20 protein-coding genes are annotated in these 20,247 nt (G+C 48.0%); 13 read left to right on the top strand and 7 right to left on the bottom strand.

The window, feature by feature from the left end; all coding sequences use genetic code 11:
* Positions 1–5 precede the first annotated feature (5 nt).
* The 4 genes from BN1080_RS14035 to BN1080_RS14020 are packed head-to-tail and all read left to right on the top strand — an operon-like array spanning position 6 to position 3,833.
* A complete protein-coding gene (locus BN1080_RS14035) occupies positions 6–1,301 on the top strand; it encodes a PTS ascorbate transporter subunit IIC (RefSeq protein ID WP_052652980.1) in 1,296 nt (431 codons plus the stop codon).
* Between the two features lie 24 nt (positions 1,302–1,325).
* Positions 1,326–2,318 carry a phosphotriesterase family protein gene (locus BN1080_RS14030; RefSeq protein WP_052652978.1) on the top strand — a complete coding sequence of 331 codons (993 nt, stop codon included), beginning with the start codon at positions 1,326–1,328 and terminating at the stop codon, positions 2,316–2,318.
* A 12-nt stretch (positions 2,319–2,330) separates the two neighbouring features.
* Positions 2,331–3,065 (top strand): creatininase family protein, encoded by a 735-nt coding sequence (locus BN1080_RS14025; protein ID WP_052652976.1) that lies wholly within the window; start codon positions 2,331–2,333, stop codon positions 3,063–3,065.
* A gap of 33 nt (positions 3,066–3,098) precedes the next feature.
* Positions 3,099–3,833: an SIS domain-containing protein gene (locus BN1080_RS14020; protein WP_052652974.1), complete on the top strand. Its 735-nt coding sequence runs from the start codon at positions 3,099–3,101 to the stop codon at positions 3,831–3,833.
* Positions 3,834–4,054: 221 nt separating this feature from the next.
* Here BN1080_RS14020 and BN1080_RS14015 read toward each other — a convergent pair whose 3' ends face one another.
* Entirely contained in the window at positions 4,055–4,381 is a 327-nt protein-coding gene (locus tag BN1080_RS14015; RefSeq protein ID WP_052652972.1) for a four-helix bundle copper-binding protein, read from the bottom strand.
* Positions 4,382–4,548: 167 nt separating this feature from the next.
* Here BN1080_RS14015 and BN1080_RS14010 point away from each other — a divergent pair, with 167 nt between their 5' ends.
* From BN1080_RS14010 to BN1080_RS14000, 3 genes are all read left to right on the top strand, one after another.
* Complete coding sequence (locus BN1080_RS14010; RefSeq protein WP_052652971.1) at positions 4,549–5,094, top strand: GNAT family N-acetyltransferase; 546 nt, start codon at positions 4,549–4,551, stop codon at positions 5,092–5,094.
* Between the two features lie 121 nt (positions 5,095–5,215).
* Entirely contained in the window at positions 5,216–5,941 is a 726-nt protein-coding gene (locus tag BN1080_RS14005) for an ABC transporter ATP-binding protein (RefSeq protein ID WP_052652969.1), read from the top strand.
* A complete protein-coding gene (locus tag BN1080_RS14000; protein WP_052652967.1) occupies positions 5,938–6,966 on the top strand; it encodes an ABC transporter permease in 1,029 nt (342 codons plus the stop codon). The genes BN1080_RS14005 and BN1080_RS14000 overlap by 4 nt, the downstream gene beginning before the upstream one ends.
* 57 nt (positions 6,967–7,023) lie before the next feature.
* Here the strand turns inward: BN1080_RS14000 and BN1080_RS13995 are convergent, their stop codons facing one another.
* From BN1080_RS13995 to BN1080_RS13980, 4 genes are all read right to left on the bottom strand, one after another.
* Positions 7,024–8,379 carry a tripartite tricarboxylate transporter permease gene (locus tag BN1080_RS13995; protein ID WP_052652965.1) on the bottom strand — a complete coding sequence of 452 codons (1,356 nt, stop codon included), beginning with the start codon at positions 8,377–8,379 and terminating at the stop codon, positions 7,024–7,026.
* Positions 8,376–8,798, bottom strand: a complete 423-nt coding sequence (locus BN1080_RS13990) for a hypothetical protein (RefSeq protein ID WP_052652963.1) — start codon at positions 8,796–8,798, stop codon at positions 8,376–8,378. Before BN1080_RS13990 ends, BN1080_RS13995 begins: the two co-directional genes overlap by 4 nt.
* 1 nt (position 8,799) lies before the next feature.
* Positions 8,800–10,065 (bottom strand): hydroxymethylglutaryl-CoA reductase, degradative, encoded by a 1,266-nt coding sequence (locus tag BN1080_RS13985; RefSeq protein ID WP_052652961.1) that lies wholly within the window; start codon positions 10,063–10,065, stop codon positions 8,800–8,802.
* A 183-nt stretch (positions 10,066–10,248) separates the two neighbouring features.
* The gene (locus BN1080_RS13980) at positions 10,249–10,821 is read right to left on the bottom strand and encodes a helix-turn-helix domain-containing protein (RefSeq protein WP_110925657.1); all 573 of its coding nucleotides are present in this window, start codon (positions 10,819–10,821) and stop codon (positions 10,249–10,251) included.
* A 95-nt stretch (positions 10,822–10,916) separates the two neighbouring features.
* On the opposite strand from BN1080_RS13980, the gene BN1080_RS13975 reads away from it, so the two are divergent.
* The 4 genes from BN1080_RS13975 to BN1080_RS13960 all read left to right on the top strand — a co-directional run bounded on the left by BN1080_RS13975 (position 10,917) and on the right by BN1080_RS13960 (position 16,231).
* Positions 10,917–11,675 (top strand): class I SAM-dependent methyltransferase, encoded by a 759-nt coding sequence (locus BN1080_RS13975; protein WP_052652957.1) that lies wholly within the window; start codon positions 10,917–10,919, stop codon positions 11,673–11,675.
* 213 nt (positions 11,676–11,888) lie between these two features.
* The gene (locus tag BN1080_RS13970; RefSeq protein ID WP_052652955.1) at positions 11,889–14,654 is read left to right on the top strand and encodes a bifunctional diguanylate cyclase/phosphodiesterase; all 2,766 of its coding nucleotides are present in this window, start codon (positions 11,889–11,891) and stop codon (positions 14,652–14,654) included.
* Positions 14,655–14,792: 138 nt separating this feature from the next.
* Positions 14,793–15,239 (top strand): DUF4385 domain-containing protein, encoded by a 447-nt coding sequence (locus BN1080_RS13965; RefSeq protein ID WP_052652953.1) that lies wholly within the window; start codon positions 14,793–14,795, stop codon positions 15,237–15,239.
* A gap of 77 nt (positions 15,240–15,316) precedes the next feature.
* Positions 15,317–16,231 (top strand): TIGR01777 family oxidoreductase, encoded by a 915-nt coding sequence (locus BN1080_RS13960; protein ID WP_052652951.1) that lies wholly within the window; start codon positions 15,317–15,319, stop codon positions 16,229–16,231.
* Positions 16,232–16,349: 118 nt separating this feature from the next.
* On the opposite strand, the gene BN1080_RS13955 is transcribed toward BN1080_RS13960, so the two are convergent.
* Both BN1080_RS13955 and BN1080_RS13950 read right to left on the bottom strand, forming a co-directional pair.
* Entirely contained in the window at positions 16,350–16,805 is a 456-nt protein-coding gene (locus tag BN1080_RS13955; RefSeq protein WP_052652949.1) for a GNAT family N-acetyltransferase, read from the bottom strand.
* Positions 16,806–16,877: 72 nt separating this feature from the next.
* A complete protein-coding gene (locus BN1080_RS13950) occupies positions 16,878–17,681 on the bottom strand; it encodes a DUF817 domain-containing protein (RefSeq protein ID WP_052652947.1) in 804 nt (267 codons plus the stop codon).
* A gap of 112 nt (positions 17,682–17,793) precedes the next feature.
* Here BN1080_RS13950 and BN1080_RS13945 point away from each other — a divergent pair, with 112 nt between their 5' ends.
* Positions 17,794–18,570: an alpha/beta fold hydrolase gene (locus BN1080_RS13945; protein WP_052652945.1), complete on the top strand. Its 777-nt coding sequence runs from the start codon at positions 17,794–17,796 to the stop codon at positions 18,568–18,570.
* 93 nt (positions 18,571–18,663) lie between these two features.
* On the top strand, positions 18,664–20,139 hold the full coding sequence (locus BN1080_RS13940) for a protein adenylyltransferase SelO (RefSeq protein WP_052652943.1): 1,476 nt from the start codon (positions 18,664–18,666) through the stop codon (positions 20,137–20,139).
* The last annotated feature ends 108 nt before the right edge of the window (positions 20,140–20,247 follow it).

The following is a 20,247-nucleotide window of genomic DNA, read 5'->3' as shown; positions in this document are numbered from 1 at the left end:
TGAGAATGGATGCTATTTTTTGGATTTCTAACAACGTGTTTGGGACACCTGCCATCTTGCTTGGCATCATCGTATTGATCGGATTGCTGCTGCAGAAAAAAACCGCCAGCCAGCGCGTGAGCGGAACGTTCAAAGCCATCATCGGCTTTTTGATCATCAGTGCCGGCGCCAACATTATCGTTGGGGCTTTGACCGTCTTTGAACCGCTTTGGAAAGAAGTGTTCAATCTGTCCGGCGAAACTTTAGGGGAGTATATGGGACAAGAACTCTTCAACTCTGAATACGGGAGTGCAGTGACGCTGGCGATGACGATCGGTTTCCTGATCAACGTCTTGCTTGCCCGTTTTACACGGCTGAAATACATTTACCTGACCGGCCATATGATGTTCTGGACCACCACAATTTTTGCGGGGATTGCCGTCCATGCGGCACCGGAGGTCTCTTTCTTTAAACTGGTCGTCTTCCTGTCGGTCATCATGGGGATTTATTGGACCGTTCAGCCGGCACTAGTCCAGCCTTTCGTCCGGAAAATTGTCGGCAACGACAATATCGCCCTCGGCCATACGTCCGCTTCAGTCGGGCTGCTTGCGGCATTCGGCGGCAAGCTTTGGGGCAATAAAGAAAATGATTCAGAAAAGATCAAATTGCCGAAAGGCCTTGAATTCCTGAGAGATTCCAACGTGATTACCGCCTTGACGATGGGGCTATTGTTCTTGACCGGCGCCATCATCATTTCGTTCAAAGACACACCGGGTGCTGCAGAATTAGTGGCAAGCTCCGGTAACCAAAGCTTCATCGTCTACGCCATAATCCAGTCGTTCACGTTCACAGCCGGGATTGCAGTCGTCTTGACGGGTGTCCGGATGTTCATCGGTGAAATTGTACCGGCGTTCAAAGGGATCGCGACAAAAATCGTACCGGGTGCAAGACCGGCCCTGGATAACCCGATCCTTTTCCCGTATGCACCGAATGCGGTCATTTTAGGATTCCTCGGATCGTTTGTCGGGGCTTTGCTCTGGCTCGTGGTATTAGGAAATACGGTCGGCTACATTTTCGTGCCGACGATGATCGTCCTTTTCTTCCACTCGGCAACTGCCGGGGTGTTCGGAAACTTGACGGGCGGCGTCAGAGGCGCGGTCATGGGCGGCTTCGTCACAGCCACCGTCGTTGCTTGGGGACAATACATTACCGTGAAAATGCTCTTATCCGATACGATTCCGGATACCGCAATGTGGGCAGCCGATTCGGATATGTTCATCTTAGGCCCGATCATCCGCTTGCTCGCGCAATTACTGCTCTAGAAAAAAGAACGGAGGGTGAACAACATGAGTTTTATCCGTACGCTTCGCGGCGACATCAAACCGGAAGAACTTGGATTTACGTATTCCCATGAACATATCGTCTGCCGCCCGGCTTACTGGGCGGAACGGGATGCCGACGATCTGCTGCTGGACGATAAAGAAAAGTCCAAACTTGATGTGGCGGATTTCAAACATCACGGCGGCCGATCGATTGTGGATGCTACTGCGATCGATTACGGCCGGGACGTTGAAGCGGTTAAAGAAATCTCAGAGGAACTGGATGTTCATATTGTCGGCACAGCCGGATTCAATAAAAGCTTCCTATGGGATGCCGCTATTAAAGAAAGCCTGAAGCCGGTTCTTGGCGACTACCCGACGTATAACGACTGGATAGAAGCGAAAAGCATCAACGAGCTGACGGAATTCGTCATCGGAGAAGTGGAAGAAGGGCTGGAAGGCACCGCTTATAAAGCGGGGCAAGTAAAATTCGGCACCGGCTATAACCGGATCACACCGCATGAAGAAAAGACTTTGCGGGCTGTTGCAAGAGCGCATCTGGAAACAAAAGCGCCTTTGCATTCACATACGGAAGCCGGGACGATGGGGCTCGAACAGATCGAGCTGCTGAAATCGGAAGGCGTGGACTTGTCGTTCATGAGCTTCGGCCATATGGACCGGAACCCCGACCCATACTACCATGAGCAGATTGCCAGCACTGGTGCATACCTCAGCTTTGATGGAATTGCAAAAATAAAATATGCTCCGGAAAGCACCCGGATCGCCTGTATTTTGGAGCTGGTCAAAAAAGGCTATGAAAATCAGATCTTGGTGAGCGGAGATACAGCACGGAAGAGCTATTACAAACATTATGACTACGGGCTTGGGCTGGAATACATCATCGCGAAATGGGTGCCGCGGTTTGTGGATGATGCAAACAGGCAAGGGTATGATGGAGAAGCGCTCGTGAAAAAATTCTTCATCGAAAATCCTGCACGCTGCTTTACATTTAACCGGTAGGAGGCGGAAGCTTTGGATTTTCAACAGGAGAATTCTTACGAAGTAAAAGAAAAAATTGAAACCAGCCGAGTGGCTCTCTTGCCGATTGGCGCGGTAGAAGCCCACGGGCCGCATTTGCCGCTGGGCACCGATAATTACTTAGCGGAGCGCCTGGCAAAAAGAGTGGCGGAAGAAACGGGTGGTTTTGTCTTGCCGACGATGCCTTACGGGCAAGTCTGGAGCTTGAAGAATTTCCCGGGCAGCATCAATGTCAGCAATGAATCCCTCATTGCACTTTTGGTGGACATCGGTGTGAGCCTGCACCATCAAGGGTTTCGGGTGTTCGCCATGATCAACGGCCATTTGGGCAATGCTGTGGCGTTGAAAGAAGCGGCGAGAAAATTGGCGGAAGCCGTACCGGAGCTAAAAGTTCTTTACTTGTTTTATCCGGGCGTCAAAGAAGCGACAGACCGGGTCCGTGAAACGCCGTCTTCGCATTCGAGCTATTTCCATGCGTGCGAAATTGAAACGTCGTATATGCTGTATTTAGCAGATGAACACGTCGACATGTCAAAAGCCATCACCGATATTCCAACGATTCCGATGATGGCAGATGTGACGCCGACGCCGTGGGAAGAATTTACGGAGTCGGCGGTCCTTGGCGATGCGAAACTTGCAACCAAAGAAAAAGGCCGGCAAATTATTGAAGTGGCGATTTCAAATATGGTCCGGTTGATAAAAGAAGCTAAAGGGAATAGAAACGTATAGGATTCATTGGAGAAATTGAGGAGCTGATAGGAAATGTTGAAGGCTTATTTTGAACAGGCAAAAGAAAGGCTCGAGCTAGTCGAAAAGAATGAAAGCGAACGGATGAAACAAGCCGCACAGAAAGTGGCAGACGTGATCCAGGCCGGCGGCATCATTCAGCTTTTCGGCTGCGGGCATTCGCATATTTTGACCGAAGAAGTGTTTTACCGGGCAGGCGGCTTGGTGCCGATCAAGCCGATTTTTGTCGAACCGCTGATGCTTCATGAAGGAGCCGTCCGATCCTCTCAATTGGAGCGGAAAAACGGTTTTGCCAATACGTTTCTGGAAGATCAGGATTTCAGGCCGGAAGATCTCGTTTTTGTCCTGTCCACTTCGGGGCGCAATCCCGTGCCGGTGGATGTGGCAGAAGCCGCTCGCAAGGCCGGGGCTTTTGTAATTGGCGTCACGTCAAAAGAGTATTCTCAAAGCCAGACATCGCGGCATGAAAGCGGCAATTATTTATTTGATTCGGTAGATCTCGTGATTGATAATTATTCGGTCGTCGGGGATGCTGTGCTGAGCTACGACAAAGTGAAAGTTCCGTTTGGGCCGACTTCAACTGTTGTCGGGGCAACTATCCTGAATGCCATCTTTGCTGAAGCGATCCAGCTGATGGCAGACAACGGCTTTGAACCGCCGATCTTCCTCAGCGGAAATGTCGATGGGGCAGACAGGCATAACCAATTATTGATTGATCGATACCGAGAACGGATCGAGTTATTGAGATAAAAAAGAAATCCCGCACCTTTTCGAGGTGCGGGATTTTAATGTGTTGAAAAAGGCAGAAATAGAAAAAGTTTCGTTTAGAAACTCGATATTCCGCAAAACCGCTTGCTCCATATCGTTTGAAAGTACTCTAGCACCGTCCGGAGCCGCAGTGCGGATTCCAGAAGCAGATACATTAATCCTGCTAGTTTCTCGACAATCTGATATTCCCAGGGTGCAGTTTTTTACGCGACGCTGCGGCAAGCTTCTGCGCATTTAAAGCAAGCTTCCGCACATTTTTGGCAATGGTCGTGATCGTGTTTCTGGCATTCTGTTCCGCACGCTTCGCAAATGGCTGCACATACGGCAGCCAGTTCGCTTACGAAAGGCGAATTGCGGGTAATCGCATGTTCCAAATAAGAGCAAATGTCTGCGCATTCCCGGTCTAAACGGATGCACCCTACCATCATTTTCACGTCTTCTTCCTGCAAGCAAGCATCAAAGCAATGGTTGCAGGCAGCGGCGCAGTCGTGCAGCGCCTTGATCAGTTCTGCATGTTGTTCATGTGCCATTTTCGAAAACCTCCATTTTCTATTTTTAGATTCAATCTGTAGATTTCCCTTTTACAGCGGCTTTAAACGAAAACGATGGAAAGGGCAGAATGCAAAGAAAAAGTATGCCTTTCCTATTCGTTATTATGCTAACATAGAGAATAATCTAAAAAGAGGAGAGATCTTCCATGTTTATACATAAGATTGATGAAGAACTATCGCTGAAAGTAGTGGAAATGCGGGATGCGGAACGGATTTTCGAGCTGACCGACGGTTCACGGGAACATTTGAAAGCATGGCTGCCGTGGCTGGACTTCACCACTGAATTAAAAGATACACAAGATTTTATTCAATCCGGCAGCCGCAATTTCATCGAAGGGAAGAGCCTGAACACGGCGATTCTCTTTAAAGGCGAAATTGTCGGCGTAGGGGGGTTCAATCAGATCAATCCGGCGAACAAAACTGCGTATATCGGCTATTGGATCGGAAAAGACTATCAAGGCCACGGCATTATGACGCGGACGGCAAAAGCGTTGACGGATTATGCCTTTTCCGAATTGAAGCTCAATAAAGTCGAAATCCGGGTAGCTGTTGGAAATACGAAAAGCCGCAGCATTCCGGAACGCCTTGGCTTTGTGCAGGAAGGCACCATCCGGCAGGCAGAATGGCTATACGACCATTATGTCGATCATGTCGTATACGGCATGTTAGCGGAAGAGTGGAATAAAAAATAACGAAGAAATAACGGCTCATCTGCAGCCGTTATTTTTTTCTTTAAAAAGATAACAGATTAATCTGAAAAGAGTAGAATGGAAGTACATAACACCATTCCTTTTTAGAGATGGGGTGCTTTTCGTGTCCATTGAAATTGATGTGAAAGGGGTCAGCAAAAGCTACGGAAAAACGAAAGTGCTGCAAGGCATCAATCTCCAAATCCAGCCAGGGCAGATTTACGGGTTGATTGGGCCATCAGGTTCAGGAAAGACGACACTCGTCAAATTGATCGTCGGCATTGATTCGGCAGATGAAGGGCAGGTAGAGGTGTTCGGCAAAAGCATGCCGAATCTGGAGCTGCTGCAGGATATCGGCTACATGGCGCAGGCGGATGCGCTTTATCTTGAACTCACGGGATATGAAAATCTCGCGTTTTTCGCTTCGCTTTATCCGATGAAAAAAACGGAATTGACCAAGCGCATCGCGTATGCTGCAGAACTCGTCAAACTGACGGGGGAGCTGAAAAAGAAAGTGGCGGCTTATTCCGGCGGGATGAAGCGCCGGCTGTCGCTTGCCATCGCGCTCGTCCATGATCCGCAGATCCTGATTTTGGATGAACCGACAGTCGGCATCGATCCGGAACTCAGGCTCTCTATCTGGAATGAATTGATGCATTTGAAAAATGAGCATCAAAAGACCATCCTGATCACTACCCACGTGATGGATGAAGCCGAGAAATGCGATATTGTTGCAATGGTGCGAAGCGGTGCGCTTCTCAAAAGCGGTTCACCCGCCGACCTAAAAGCGGCATACGGCGTCCGTCAATTGGAAGAAGTCTTTTTGCAGGCGGGGAGGGAGCAGCCATGAGAATCCAGGCGCTGATCAAGCGCATCATCAGACAGATGCTGCGCGACAAAAGAACGTTGGCGCTCCTGTTTTTTGCTCCTTTGATCGTTCTGACATTGATGTATTTTTTCTTTAACGGCAATGGCAATGACCCGGTAATTGGAGTTGTTGGTGCAGATGAGCGATTGGCCGCACTTTTGGAAGAACGTGAAATTCAATTCGAGCGCTTTGAAGCAGCGGATCCACAAACTGTGATCGAAGAAGAGCTCGATGGATTATTGGCCGTTGAAAACGGTTCGTTGAAACTGACGTTATTGAATGACGATCCGTCCGTGGCGAGGTCGATCCTGGTGCAAATAAACCAGGCGCTTCTTATGCAAAATCCTGCAGTTGGCGGGAATGCCTTGGCTTTAGAAACCGAGTATATCTACGGCAGCGAAGACACCGAATTTTTTGACGTTCTGAGTCCGGTGCTGATCGGATTTTTCGTGTTTTTCTTTGTGTTTTTAATTTCGGGAATCGGCCTCCTGAAAGAACGGACATCCGGCACCCTTGAACGGCTGATGGCCACGCCGATCCGCAGATGGGAATTGGTGGCTGCTTATTTAGCGGGATACGGCTTATTCGCCATTATCCAAACGGTCATCGTCGTCAGCTTTTCCGTTTTAGTCTTGGATGTCGTCTTAGTAGGGTCTATTTGGCACGTTATCCTGACGAATCTGCTTTTGGCACTCGTGGCTTTATCACTCGGCACGTTGCTGTCTTCCTTTGCCTCATCAGAGTTCCAAATGGTGCAATTCATCCCGGTGGTCGTCATTCCGCAAATTTTCTTCGCCGGCATTTTCCCGGTGGACGGCATGGTGGACTGGCTCCAGGGAATTGGACGAATCATGCCTATCTACTATGCGGCAGATGCCTTGAAAAGTGTGATGTATAAAGGACAAGGGCTAGCGGATATCAGCGGCGATTTATTGGCATTAGGCGTGTTCGCCATCGTGTTCATCGGTTTGAATATCGTTGCGTTGAAAAAGCATCGGAAATTGTAGGGGCATTAAGAAAGGACATGCAGCACCCATTTTCTTGGGTGCTGCATGTCCTTTCTTTTAAATTCCGAATAAGGTCAAGATGATCCAAGATGATGCATAGAACACCATGAACTGGACACCTGCACCAATGCCGAGTATGCGATTCAACAAACCGCCGACTGCAGCTACTGTGAAGGTTAAAACAACTCCGACAAGCTGCGCTTCGTGGAAAGCAAGAAGGCAAGCAAGTCCGATGAACATAGCAACAATCGCTTCTTGGCTGACAAATTTCAGGACAATGACTGAAGCTTTGCGTGCATAATTCATAGAGAATGGATAAGCGATCAAGGAAGCGATGATCAAACCGATTGCTCCGTACAGGAAAAAGTCCCATGACGTCAAATAAGTATGGAGGTTGTTGATCGGATCAACAGTAAAGACTGGCGGCGCATTGAATAACGGCGAACCTGGACCCAATGCGACAGGGCTTAGCGGGATACCGAATGCAATCAAAGGAATGATGACTTCAGCGATATAAGTAGATTCCGTCACCCCGTTCATAACAGTCAAGCTGGTAGTGGATTTTTTATAGGCGCCTTTCGTCCGTGAACCGACGATTTCACCCATCAACGCCGTCATCCCGACCGGACTGAACACAAAAGTCAGCGATGAAATGAAAGTGGTAATGGAAGTGAAAATTTGCTGTCTGCCTGTCAAAATCTTAAACGGATTCGGGAAATAGCCCTTCCAGGATTTTGTTTCAGGCGCAAGATGGTATTCTTTCGGCCGATCTCGTTCGATCGACTTTTTCGCGCTTGAAGAAGTTGCGAACAGAAGATCTGCAAAGATCGGTCCGATTGCAATTCCGAGGAAGAAACTAATCGACAAGTGCTTATCTAAAACCGTAAAACTCAATAAGTCCAAACTTTTGATAAAGAATGCAAAAGGAATGATCATCAATACGCTGACCCATTTCCCTTTAGAGAAATAAGCGATTAAAATAGCGGCTAATGTAAAGATGATGCCGGTAGAAGATTTGAAGAAATCAGCAAACTGGCCTAAAAACTGGCCAAGCAGAACTGCTGTCGGCAATGCGATAAAAGCACCGATAATCCCGCCAGAGATCATTTTGCGGAGTGCGATATGCGGCATTCCCATTCTTCGAAGCGTCGTGGCATGATCCAGCAAAGGAACTGCTGTCGTATCCCCTGGAATTCCCATTAACGCTGTTGGAACTGCATGCGTTAAATGTTTTGCGAGAACCGCTGCCATGAAAAATGAAAAGACAGCAGCCGGAGGAGCACCCAGTAAGATGACCAGTAAAGTAAGAGGGACCATAATAGCGGTCTCATCTGTTCCGGATATAAGCCCGATCAATGAAAAAACAATTGCGCCAAGCAAGGCGAATAACATAGCTGTCAGTAATAAGCTCATTTTTTCGGTTCGCCTCCAATGCTTCGGAAGCTTTCCAGTACGCCTAATTCCTCGAGTTCCTTGCTTGTAATCGGATCATTTTCAATTAACGCCCATTCTTCTGCAGGATCAAGTTGAAGATCTTCAAAAACTTCACGCATGCTTTCAGAAGAAGTTTCTTCTTCCACTAAAATCCGTTTCGGCTTGAACAGTGCGGAACAGAGAATTAGGGATAGCACACTTCCGCCAATGCCAATCAATAAGGAATAAGAAGGCACCATGCTTTCACTGGCAAAGGAAGGCAACAGCCAAAGGCCGATATTATATCCGCCTAAACTGATGGCGACGCTGATAATGACCGCAAATAATAATTGATTGGGTTTGATCGTGTCTCCTAAAATCTCTAAATAGGATTTGGTTTCTTTTACAGGCTGAGCCAACTTATTCACCTCTTTGAATGGATTGAGTAATCTCCAGGATACGATCATAGCGCAGATCTTTTTCTTGGACTGCTTGAGCGACAATGCGGTCGATGTCAGCTGCATCTGCTCCAGCCATCACCGCTAGATTTCTTGCATGAAGCGACATATGTCCACGCTGAATTCCTTCCGCTGACAAGGCGCGCAAACTAGCTGCATTTTCAGCAAGGCCTACCGCTGCGATGCAGCCGGCTAATTCTTCAGCAGAAGAGATATCCATGATTTTCAACGCAGCTTGTGCAACCGGATGGGTTTTGGTGGCACCACCGATAATGCCGACAGCCATTGGCAGTTCGATGGATCCAGAAAGGTTGCCATCTTGTGTAATTTCCCATTTTGTTAATGATTTGTAGCGGCCAGAAACGGATGCATATGCATGGGCTCCAGCTTCCACTGCGCGAGTATCATTGCCGGAAGCGAGCACTACGGCAGAAATGCCGTTCATGACGCCTTTGTTGTGTGTAGCGGCACGATAAGGATCTGCATCTGCAAACTCGAAAGCGCTTACAATGTTTTCCACTACTTCTTTTCCGCCCATTGCTTCAGCTGAAAATACAGCACGTGCTCTTGCCAGCCGGCGATCTGCCAGGTTTGAAATGATTTTGCAGACGACTCTTCCGCCAGTAATGCTTTCAATTGTCGGTGCAACAAATTCTGCCATTGTATTGACTGCGTTAGCACCCATTGCATCTTTCGTATCGACAATCAGATGGATGACCAGCATCATATGGTTCGCAGTAGGAATAATATGCACTTCCAAATCAATCGCACCGCCGCCGAATGAAACCAATGTCGGATCTTTTTCATTGCATAAATCAAGAATTTCTTGTTTATGTTCAAAGATTTTCGCACGGGCGGCAAAAGGATCCGCAATATTCAACACTTGAATTTGGCCGCGCATAATTGTGCCGCTTAAAGATGTGAAAAATCCTCCTTCGCTGTACGCGGCTCTTGCTGCGTTGCTGGCAGCTGCTACGACAGAAGGCTCTTCCGTAGCCATCGGAATAAACTTATCTTGTCCATTTATTTTAAAGTTTGCTGCAATCCCAACTGGAATGGCAATTTGGCCAATCACGTTTTCAATCATGGCATCTGCTAACTCCATCGACATTGCTTGTTCACCGGATAGGTAGGAAAGTTCCTTTTCTGTTAATCCCCGTTCTTTTGTGACAATCTCCCGTCTTTCTTCAACAGATAGCTTATAAAAGCCAGAAATTCTGCTAGACATATATTCCACCCCTTACTTTGTATATTCATATTCAACCAAGTTGAATATGAATATACAAAGATTACATTAAAAAAATATGCTTGTAAATACTAAAAAACTTTATTTTCGGAAAACTAAATAGTTGTGATTGAAAGAGAAAATAAAAAGCCAGCCCAGTAAATTGGGCTGGTGAAGCAGAAAGAATCAGATAAAGATGCTTAGCACTTTGGCTTCCCCTTCTTCATCGTTTAAGAAAATATGTGGAATGCTGCCGTCTAAATACGCACTGTCCCCTTCAGCTAAAATGTGCAATTGACCGCCGTATGAAAGTTTAATGGACCCGGATAAAACATAGATGAATTCATCTTCCAAATGGGTAAAAGGCTCAACGTGCTCCGCTTCAGGCAATACCGTAATGATCACAGGCTCGATTTTGCTGAAGTGGGGACGATTGGCTAATGCTTCATACATATAGCCAATTTCAGCATTTCCCATTTTTAGAGAACGGCTGGATTTTTTGACGATGGACAACTGCGCTTCTGAATTAGATTCCAAAAACCAGGAAAGAGGGGCGTCCAACACTTGGGCAATTTTAGATAATGTCGCAATTGCAGGAGAGGTTTGGCCATTTTCGATCTTCGAAATATGACTTTTCGTCAGATTGCATAATGCAGCCAAGTCTTGCTGCGTATAAGATTTTGTTAAGCGGGCTTCTTTCACCCTTTTACCGAGTAACTCAAGATGAATGATAATCTCCTCCAGTAGTTGAAGTTTCATATGGATTGAAAATAAGTCTATTACGTCTCAGTATATCTAATTTTTTCCTTGAATTCCTGCTAAACTTACTTTACTAAGGAAAGAGGGGGAAAGCGATGTTCGGATATTACAGCATTTTATCTTCAGAAGTGTATGACTTGGATAAGCCGATCGGCCATTCGTTTGGGGACGTGGAGTATTATGCGGAGCGGTTAAAAGGATGTAAGGGGCCGATTCTGGAGCCGGCAACGGGCACGGGAAGGATTCTGATTCCTTTGCTTGAACAAGGATTTCAGGTTGAAGGTTTTGATATCTCAACAGAAATGCTGGAGCATTGCAAACGGAATTGCGCAGAGAAAGGACTCGCGCCGAAACTGTCGATTGAACGGATGGAAGCGTTCAAAACGGATACACGCTACGAAGCCATTATTATTCCGACAGGTACTTTCCTTTTACTGCATGAGCGGGAATCGTCTATCCGGGCGCTGCAGAATTTTTACGAGCATTTACAAGATGGCGGACGGCTGATCGTCGATTTGTTGTTTGAAACGGATATGGAGCTTGGCAAAGTTTCTGAACGGTTTTGGGAAAGCCCGGCCGGCGATGTGCTGACAGTCGAGCATCGAAAAGTGAAAAATGATTGGATCCATCAATATTCTGTAGCACATAACCGCTACGAACGCTGGAGAAACGGGAAACTTGTAGAAAGTGAATTGGAACGGATGCCGATCCGCTGGTACGGCATAGAAGAGTTTAAAGAAATATTAGAGAAAATCGGTTTTGCCGACATTTCCGTATCAGCTGATTATCAATATGGCAGAAGGCCGACTCATGGAAATCAGCTATTAAGTTTTGAAGCGGTGGCCAATAAATGAGCAAACAGGCGAAGAACAAAAGTTCTTCGCCTGTTTTTGTCGAATTTTGCGAAAAACCGGGAATTTTAACTTCTAAAATATTGCTTATTAGTGGTAGTATAGGCTTATCTGCTCTGTTACAAATGAGCGGGATGTTATAAGATTTTCACACGAAATGATAAAAAATACAGCAGAGAAACAGCAGGTCAGTTTAATGGATTGGAGCATGAATAAATGCAGAGAGAACAGACGCGCTATTCGCGGCTTGCACATATAACGAAGATGATCAACACCAAATTAGAGCTCCGCGAATTGCTGGAGCATGTAGTCACGGCCATTTCAGAAGAAATCGTCCAATGCGATTCTGTCGGCATTTATCTGCCGGAAGAGAACGGTGATTTTAGAGGCTTCGTTGGAAAGCCGAAATACATCAACGGCATGACGCTGGATATGCACGTGGTGGATATGGAATATGACCGCTTGGCAAAAGAAGTGGTGGAAACGAAGAAATCGATTTACATACCGGATACATCTGTCGATAACCGGCCGGACCCGCGGGCCGTTGCCGGCTTCCAGATTAAATCGCTTTTAGGCCTTCCAATTATGTATGAAGATGAATTATACGGCCTCGTGTTTTTATTCGATTACGGCATTCCGATGAATTTGACGGAAGAAGAAATTCAGTCGGTCGAAGCGTATGTCAATATGGCAGGCGTAGCGATCCGGAACGCGAAGAATATGAACCGAAAAGAAAACCTGTTGGCGGAAAAGCAGCTGCTGTTGGATTTCACGCGGGAATTGTCGATGTGCGCCACGATGCCGGAAGTGTTGGATAAATGCTTTTCTTACGTGGGCACGGTGCTGAACAATTCAAATGTCGGTGTGCATTTGCTGGATCCGTCCGTCGAAGAGAAAATCAAGCCGGCAAATCTGAGCAAGAACAGCGATTGGACAGAAGAAGAGTGGCTGGAAACGCATGAAAAAGCGAAAATGGATGCTTCGAGTGACCCTGTTTTCCTGGAAGTAGTCCGGACCAAAAAGCCCCTGCTTATCCCGAATGTCCATGAAGATGACCGGCCGAACCACGAAATTTGCAAGAACTTCGGCATTAAAGGCATGTTCATGATTCCCCTTGTTTCAATGGGGAAAGTGCTCGGGGCTTTGGCGATCGTAGAATTAGAAGCTGAGCGATTGTATTTCCGGGAAGCGGATATCCAGCTTGCCCAATCGATTGCAGACGCAACAGCTTCTACTTTGTCAAATTTGATTTATATGGAAAAGCAGGAAATGCTCATTGAAACAAGAACATCTGAACTCACGTTGAAGAACTTGGAGTTGGAGCGGGTAGTCGGAGAATTAGGAAATCTGAGCCGCGAAAAAGAATTGATCTTGAATTCTGCCGGGGAAGGGATTTTCGGTTTGGATCTTCACGGCCATATCACATTCTGCAACCCGGCCAGCGAATCCATGCTTGGCTACATGCCTGGAGAATTGATCGGAAAGCGAGTCACGGCGATTTTCAGCCATTATGAAAAGACGCTTTCTGACGGTTCCTATTCCACTCAAAACGAACAATTCATTAAAAAGGACCAATCCAATTTAGCCGTGGAATATGTGATTTCCTCAATCAACGAGGGCGACAAGCGAATCGGGGAAGTCGTTACATTTAAAGACATTACAGAACGCCAGAAACTGGAAGAAGAAATCAAGCATTTAGCTTATTACGATAGTTTAACCGATTTGCCGAACCGTGTTTTATTGAACGACCAGTTGAAGAAATGGCTGTCGGAAGCGGAAGAAAGCGGCAAAAAACTGGCACTTATGTATTTGGATTTGGACCGTTTCAAAATGATCAATGACAGTCTTGGCCATAGCTACGGCGATATATTGCTCAAAGAAACCGCGACACGCTTGAGAACCAATATTCCAGACTGTGCACTTGTTTCACGGCAAGGCGGAGATGAATTTATGATCATCTTGCCGGAATTGGAAGCCAAGAAAGACATCTATCCGATTTTAACTCAAGTCATCGAGTCGTTTACTGCTCCTTTTTCATTGAAGGAAAACGATATCTATATCAAGGCGAGCATCGGCATCAGCATGTATCCGGAAGATGGAGAGACAGCTGAAGAGCTCATTAAAAATGCGGATTCTGCCATGTACAAATCGAAAGAAATGTCCGGGTCGTATTTCCATTTTTTCAAGAGTGAAATGAATAATCGCAACTTGGAGAGCATTTACATCGAAAACTCATTGTATAAAGCATTGGACTTGGATGAGATGGTGATTTACTATCAACCGCAAATCGATGGGCGCACCCACGCCATTACTGGAGCAGAAGCACTTCTCAGATGGAACCATTCAAAACTTGGCATGATTTCGCCGGTCGATTTTATTCCGCTTGCGGAGGAGACGGGCTTGATCATTCCAATCGGCAAATGGGTATTGGAAAATGCCTGCAAACAGCTGAAGCAATGGAAGATGGATGGGCACGACCAATTGACGATGTCAGTCAACTTGTCGGGTCGCCAGTTTGAAGAAGCGGATCTTGTCCCGATGATTGAAGAGACTTTGGAGAGCTTGGAGCTGGAGCCGAGCTGCCTGCACATTGAATTGACGGAGAACCAGATTGTGCGGAACACGAAAGTGGCGATCGAGAAAATGAAGCAGTTGAAGAAACTGGGCGTCAAAATTTCCATCGATGATTTCGGCACGGGCTATTCGTCGCTCGGCTATTTGAAGGATTTCCCGCTGGACACCTTGAAAATTGACCGTTCGTTCATCATGGACGTAACAGAAAATGCAGCGGATGCAGCCATCACGAATACGATTATTACACTGGCACAAAATTTAAACTTGAACGTCGTGGCTGAAGGGGTAGAAACGGCTGAACAATTGGCTTTTCTCCTTTCGAAAGACTGCCGCACCATGCAAGGCTTCTACTTCAGCCGGCCGATTGAAGCGGCTGCGCTCGAAGAAAAATACTTGTCGAAGAAATAAAGAAAAGCTTCATTCCGCTCCTTGCTTCCATTCGTGGAAGCAGGGAGTTTTTTGTTTTTACACACTTTCATTTCACTGCATTTTCTGGTGCTTGAGAGGGTATGGAATCCGTAAAGAGGACTAAAGGAGTGGAAACGTATGGCGTTCGACTACGATTTGGATTACGAAAATTTGGACCTCCGCAAGCATCCGGAACTCTACCGGGTCGGCAAAGGAGAGCAAGGCGTGCTGCTCGTCCAGCCCTATAAGAATGAGATTTTGCCGCATTGGCGGTTCAAGACGCCGGCTATTGCCCAGGAATCGTGCGATAAAATTTCGGAAATGTTCGAAGAGTACCGGAAACAGGACGATTTCGTCGGCATGGACATGGCACGGAAATTCATCCAGATGGGCTACACGCGGGCACGCCGCTATACCAATTACAAAGGCGGCCGAAAATACAACGAAGACGGCAGCATCAAAGAACGGCAGATCGATTCGGAAAAAGCGGAATCGGCGGCGATTTTCAAGAAACGCTGGGATGAAATCCGGGAAGATGAAGATTACTTGAAACGCAAAAAAGAGCATCAGAAAAAGTATGGGTGAGTAGGGTATAATAGGAATCCTAAAGACTGCAACTATCGTCTACTGAAGTAAGAAGATAATGGAAACGGGGTCATGGCATGAGAAAGAAAGTTGTACTAGCAGGAGGCACGGGATTTATTGGCCAATACCTGGAAAAACGCTTTAAAGAGCAAGGCTACGAAGTGCATATCGTCTCGAGGCAGTCGAACCAGATTTTATGGAACGACCACCGGGGAATCGTAGCGGCGCTTGAAGGGGCGGAACTCGTCGTCAATTTAGCCGGCAAGTCAGTGAACTGCCGCTACAATGCCAAAAACAAAAAAGAGATCATGGATTCGCGCATCAAAACGACCAAACTGCTCGGAAATGCTGTCGCAGCGTGCGAAAATCCGCCGCCGCTTTGGGTGAATGCGAGTACGGCAACCCTTTACCGGCACGCGGAAGACCGTCCAATGACGGAAGATGACGGCGAAATCGGCGAAGGGTTCTCGGTAGAAGTCGGCAAGGCTTGGGAACAGGCTTTTTTCGATTTTCACTTGAATCAAACCCGCCAAGTGGCGCTTCGGATTTCAATCGTCCTCGGAGCGGACGGAGGCGTGATGGGCCCTTACCGAAACATGGTGCGCTTTGGATTGGGCGGCAAGCAAGGGCCGGGCAAGCAAATGTTCAGCTGGATCCATATTGAAGATCTGTACCGAATGCTCGTTTTCCTTCAACAGCACGCGGAAATCGAAGGGCCGGTCAACGCGGCGACGCCGTATCCGGTGACGAACCGCGAATTGATGGAACAGATGCGGAAAGCGATGAACCGCCGAATCGGGCTGCCGGCTCCGAAGTTTATCCTAAGCACAGGGGCTGTATTAATCGGAACAGAAACCGAACTCATTTTGAAAAGCCGCTGGGTGCTGCCGAAGAAGCTCCAAAAAGCAGGCTTTGAATTCGAATACGATACCATCGATAAAGCATTGGACCAAATTAACCAGAAGAAAAAGCCGGAACCGCAAACGAAATAAGGGAGAAAGGAGCATCCTGCTGAAAGGATGCTTTTTTTAATAGGGAAAGTAGAGTTTGGCGTATTCAGGGCAAAGTTGAGCGTAAAGAACAAAACTCAGCGCTTGCGCAGAGTTTCGATCAAAGCTTCAACTTCATGCCTTCATGCGTCGCGGAAAACCCGAGCTGTTCGTAAAATCGAAGCGCTTCCGGACGCTGTATGTCAGTGGTCAGTTGAACCAGATGGCAGCCGCGCGCTTTAGCGCGTTCGATGGCAAAGCCAATCAATTGGCGGCCGATGCCTTGCCCGCGGACAGATGACGCCGTCCGGATGCCTTCGATGGTAGCGCGCCATCCGCCTTGGTGAGTGAGGTAAGGCGTGAACGTCACTTGCTGGACGCCGACAATTTCACCGTCCAAACAAGCAAGGATCAACTCATTATTCGGATCGCTGTCAATCGACGAAAAGGCCGCGTAATAACTGGCAGGCAAAGGCGTTTCAAAGCGTTCGCGCTCCCGGCCGAGTTTGTCGTCCGCAAGCATCTCGACAATCCTTGCCACATCTTCCCTCCGTGCATTCCGAAATTCAATTTCCATTCCATCCGCCTCCTTTTCCTCCATGCTACCCCGTCTATAGAGATAAGTGAATTCGGAATAAAAGAAGTTAAGCTATAAGATTTTCTTATATCTCGCGTTTACGCCGCTCTTTTCGCGCGGCAATTCCAAAGAAGATTTCACCCGTTTCAATTGTGCCACGATAATGATGGAGATGATCACCAGCAAAAACCAGGAACTGATTTTGCTGAGGTGAACGAGCGACCAGGCGGCTTGCTGATCCGGATATTGCCATGCGCCAAGGAAAGTCGTGATGTTTTCAGCAATCCAAATGAAGAAGCCAATCAGCAGAAACGACAGGATCATCGGCATTTTATAGACGGTTTTATTCACCTTGAACGTCACGAAAGTCGGGAAGAAGATGAAAAACAGCAGCACTTTCAAGCCCCAGCGGACGTCGTAAGTGAAATGGTGGGTGAAGAAATTCAGATAGATCAAGCCGCTGATGGCTACTTTATAAAAAGGCTTCGGCCAGCCGTAAATATGGAGGTCCATCCGCCGCCACGCCTGGCAAATGTAGCTGGCGACGCTGGCGTACATGAAGCCGCTGTAAAGCGGGACGCCGAAAACCTTGCTGTAAGCTTCTTCCGGATAGGCCCAAGAGCCCATATGCACTTTGAAAATTTCCAGGGCAAGGCCGATCACGTGGAACACGCAAATCACTTTGAATTCATCCCATGTCTCCAGTTTTGAAACGAGCATGAACATTTGTGCGGCAATGCAGACAATCAGAATAAAATCATAGCGCGGCAAAAAGGGAATGGCGATCCATTTGGACAAGGCGAGCGCTGCAAAAATAATGACAGGGAACAGGCAGGACAGCGCCTGCAAATAACCGAAGCGCAGGAAGTTTTTCATGATCGCACCTCTTTTCCAGGGAAAGGCTTTGGAGTTAAAGACGAAAAAAATCATGCCGAGTTTCCTGATTTTCGGGTATAGAACGGTAGATTGAAAAAGAGGAGGAAACAAGATGCCGAAAATTGCAGTCAACGGCTTGGAATTGGTTTACGAAGAAACGGGGCAAGGTGAACCGCTTGTCTTCATCCATGGCCTCGGCTCGAGCCATGCGATGTTCGAAGCGGAGGCGGAACATTTCCAAAACGGATTCCGTGTTATACGCTACGACGCGAGAGGGCACGGCCAGTCTGGGAAGCCGGGGAAGTATACTTTGAATGACCACATTGAAGATCTGCGGGCGCTGCTCGATTATCTTCAAATCGATCAAGCGCATATTCTCGGGGTCTCGATGGGCAGCTACATTGCGCAAGGGTTTGTGCTTGCGCATCCGGAACGGGTAGAGAAACTGATTCTGGTCGTTTCCAAATCGAACGGCAAAACGTCTTCGACACAGGAATTGATCGAACGCTACCAGGAGGAAATCGACGGCATGGATGAGCTCGAAACGATGGCTCATTTATCCCAATACATGTTCCACAACCTGAAAGCGGTCGGCAGATGGCAGGCGGACCTCGCGAAGCTGGAAAAGCCGCTGACTTTGACCCAACAGGCTGCGGCCAATAAAGCACTGGAAGGCTTTGATTTCCGCGCATCGCTTCCGTCCATCACCGCGGACACATTAATCATCAGCGGGACGCATGACGGCTTGAATCCGCCGGAGCGCGGCAGGGAAATTGCCTCGTTTATTCCCGGATCGCGCTTTGTGGAATTTGAGAAATCCGGCCATGCGCCAAATGTCGAAGAGCCGGAGAAGTTTTTGCAAGTGATCGGCGAATTTTTGGAAGCCTAGCTTAAGCACGAAAAGCGTCATTAGCGGCCGGAAAGGGTATAGTAGAAGAACAGCGAAAGCCTTTTGAGGGCTGGAGAAAGAAAGGGAGATCTGATGACGAAGCGAACAGAAATGACTCAACTCGGCTGGAACTTCGACAATAGCTACGCCCGTCTGCCGCAGGCTTTTTTCACGAAACTGAAGCCGGAGCCGGTCACAGCGCCGGAACTGGTTTTATTCAATAGACGCTTGGCAGAAGAGCTTGGATTAGATGCAGCAGCCTTGCAGACAGAAGAAGGAACCGCCGTTTTTGCGGGCAATGGCATTCCGGAAGGCGCCGCGCCGCTTGCCCAGGCTTACGCGGGGCACCAATTCGGCAATTTGACGATGCTTGGCGACGGGCGTGCCGTACTGCTCGGCGAACAGCTTTCGCCAAACGGCCGCCGTTTTGATATCCAATTGAAAGGCGCAGGACGGACGCCGTATTCAAGAGGCGGCGATGGCCGCGCAGCACTTGGCCCGATGCTTCGCGAATACATCATCAGCGAATCGATGCACGCACTTGGCATTCCGACGACACGGAGCTTAGCCGTTGTGTCGACAGGGGAAGAAATCCGCCGCGAAACCCGCTTGCCGGGTGCAATTTTGACGCGGATTGCAGCGAGCCATCTGCGGTTCGGCACGTTCCAATACGCTGCCAGCCGCGGCAACCTGGAAGAATTCAAGCAGCTTGCCGACTATGCCGTCGAGCGCCATTATCCGCATATCGAAGCGGGCAAAGACCGGTATTTGGCATTCTTCAAAGAAGTGGCGGAACGCCATGCACAGCTTGTCTCCAAATGGCAGCTCTTCGGATTTATCCACGGCGTCATGAACACCGACAACATGACAATTAGCGGCGAAACGATCGATTACGGGCCCTGTGCATTCATGAACGAATACGACCCGGCAACGGTTTTCAGCTCGATCGACCAGCAAGCCCGCTACGCGTTCGGCAACCAGCCGCAAATCACAGGCTGGAATTTGGCGCGGTTTGCGGAAACGCTCGTGCCATTCCTGCATGAAGACAAAGAGAAAGCGATCGAGTTGGCGCAAGGCGTACTGAAAGAGTTTATCGAATCGTATTATGCGCATTGGCTGAACGGCATGCGGGCAAAACTTGGATTGTTCGGAGAAGAAGCGGAAGATGAGGCGCTGATCGGGGAATTATTGACGCTGATGCATCAACAGGGCGCCGATTACACGAACACTTTCCGGGCGCTTACGCTGGGCGAGTTAAATGGCGAGGGTTTATTTGAAGCATCTGAATTTAAGGAGTGGCATGCGAAATGGCAAACGCGGCTGGCTCGCCAAGGGGAAGGGACGGACGCATTAACAGCTTTGATGCGCCGCAGCAATCCGTCCATCATTCCGCGCAACCACCGTGTCGAAGAAGCGCTTGACGCCGCCGTGCAAAACGGCGATTACAGCGTCTTGGAGAAGCTGCTCGAGGTGCTCGCCGATCCGTACGCGTACAGCGAAGAGCAAGAAGAATACACGAAATTGCCGCCGGAAGACGACGCACCTTATCAGACCTTCTGCGGAACATGAACAAATGAGAAAGACCATTCGCTGGGTGCGAATGGTCTTTCTTAGTGAATTTATTTGGAAGCTGCAGCTGAACGCAAATAAACGCGGGTTAAGCGCAAATAAAAATTT

The sequence above is a fragment of the Planococcus massiliensis genome, from assembly GCF_000821325.1.
GTDB lineage: Bacteria > Bacillota > Bacilli > Bacillales_A > Planococcaceae > Planococcus > Planococcus ruber.
Note: the sequence above shows the minus strand (reverse complement) of the source record. Positions and strands in the feature narration are given on the sequence as shown.

What these genes read in the sequence shown, in the direction of transcription:
- BN1080_RS14035 (WP_052652980.1), top strand. Translation starts at nt 6, where the DNA reads ATGGATGCTATTTTTTGGATTTCTAACAACGTGTTTGGGACACCTGCC.
- BN1080_RS14030 (WP_052652978.1), top strand. Translation starts at nt 1,326, where the DNA reads ATGAGTTTTATCCGTACGCTTCGCGGCGACATCAAACCGGAAGAACTT.
- BN1080_RS14020 (WP_052652974.1), top strand. Translation starts at nt 3,099, where the DNA reads ATGTTGAAGGCTTATTTTGAACAGGCAAAAGAAAGGCTCGAGCTAGTC.
- BN1080_RS14015 (WP_052652972.1), bottom strand. Translation starts at nt 4,381, where the DNA reads ATGGCACATGAACAACATGCAGAACTGATCAAGGCGCTGCACGACTGC.
- BN1080_RS14010 (WP_052652971.1), top strand. Translation starts at nt 4,549, where the DNA reads ATGTTTATACATAAGATTGATGAAGAACTATCGCTGAAAGTAGTGGAA.
- BN1080_RS14000 (WP_052652967.1), top strand. Translation starts at nt 5,938, where the DNA reads ATGAGAATCCAGGCGCTGATCAAGCGCATCATCAGACAGATGCTGCGC.
- BN1080_RS13995 (WP_052652965.1), bottom strand. Translation starts at nt 8,379, where the DNA reads ATGAGCTTATTACTGACAGCTATGTTATTCGCCTTGCTTGGCGCAATT.
- BN1080_RS13985 (WP_052652961.1), bottom strand. Translation starts at nt 10,065, where the DNA reads ATGTCTAGCAGAATTTCTGGCTTTTATAAGCTATCTGTTGAAGAAAGA.
- BN1080_RS13980 (WP_110925657.1), bottom strand. Translation starts at nt 10,821, where the DNA reads ATGAAACTTCAACTACTGGAGGAGATTATCATTCATCTTGAGTTACTC.
- BN1080_RS13975 (WP_052652957.1), top strand. Translation starts at nt 10,917, where the DNA reads ATGTTCGGATATTACAGCATTTTATCTTCAGAAGTGTATGACTTGGAT.
- BN1080_RS13970 (WP_052652955.1), top strand. Translation starts at nt 11,889, where the DNA reads ATGCAGAGAGAACAGACGCGCTATTCGCGGCTTGCACATATAACGAAG.
- BN1080_RS13965 (WP_052652953.1), top strand. Translation starts at nt 14,793, where the DNA reads ATGGCGTTCGACTACGATTTGGATTACGAAAATTTGGACCTCCGCAAG.
- BN1080_RS13960 (WP_052652951.1), top strand. Translation starts at nt 15,317, where the DNA reads ATGAGAAAGAAAGTTGTACTAGCAGGAGGCACGGGATTTATTGGCCAA.
- BN1080_RS13955 (WP_052652949.1), bottom strand. Translation starts at nt 16,805, where the DNA reads ATGGAAATTGAATTTCGGAATGCACGGAGGGAAGATGTGGCAAGGATT.
- BN1080_RS13950 (WP_052652947.1), bottom strand. Translation starts at nt 17,681, where the DNA reads ATGAAAAACTTCCTGCGCTTCGGTTATTTGCAGGCGCTGTCCTGCCTG.
- BN1080_RS13945 (WP_052652945.1), top strand. Translation starts at nt 17,794, where the DNA reads ATGCCGAAAATTGCAGTCAACGGCTTGGAATTGGTTTACGAAGAAACG.
- BN1080_RS13940 (WP_052652943.1), top strand. Translation starts at nt 18,664, where the DNA reads ATGACGAAGCGAACAGAAATGACTCAACTCGGCTGGAACTTCGACAAT.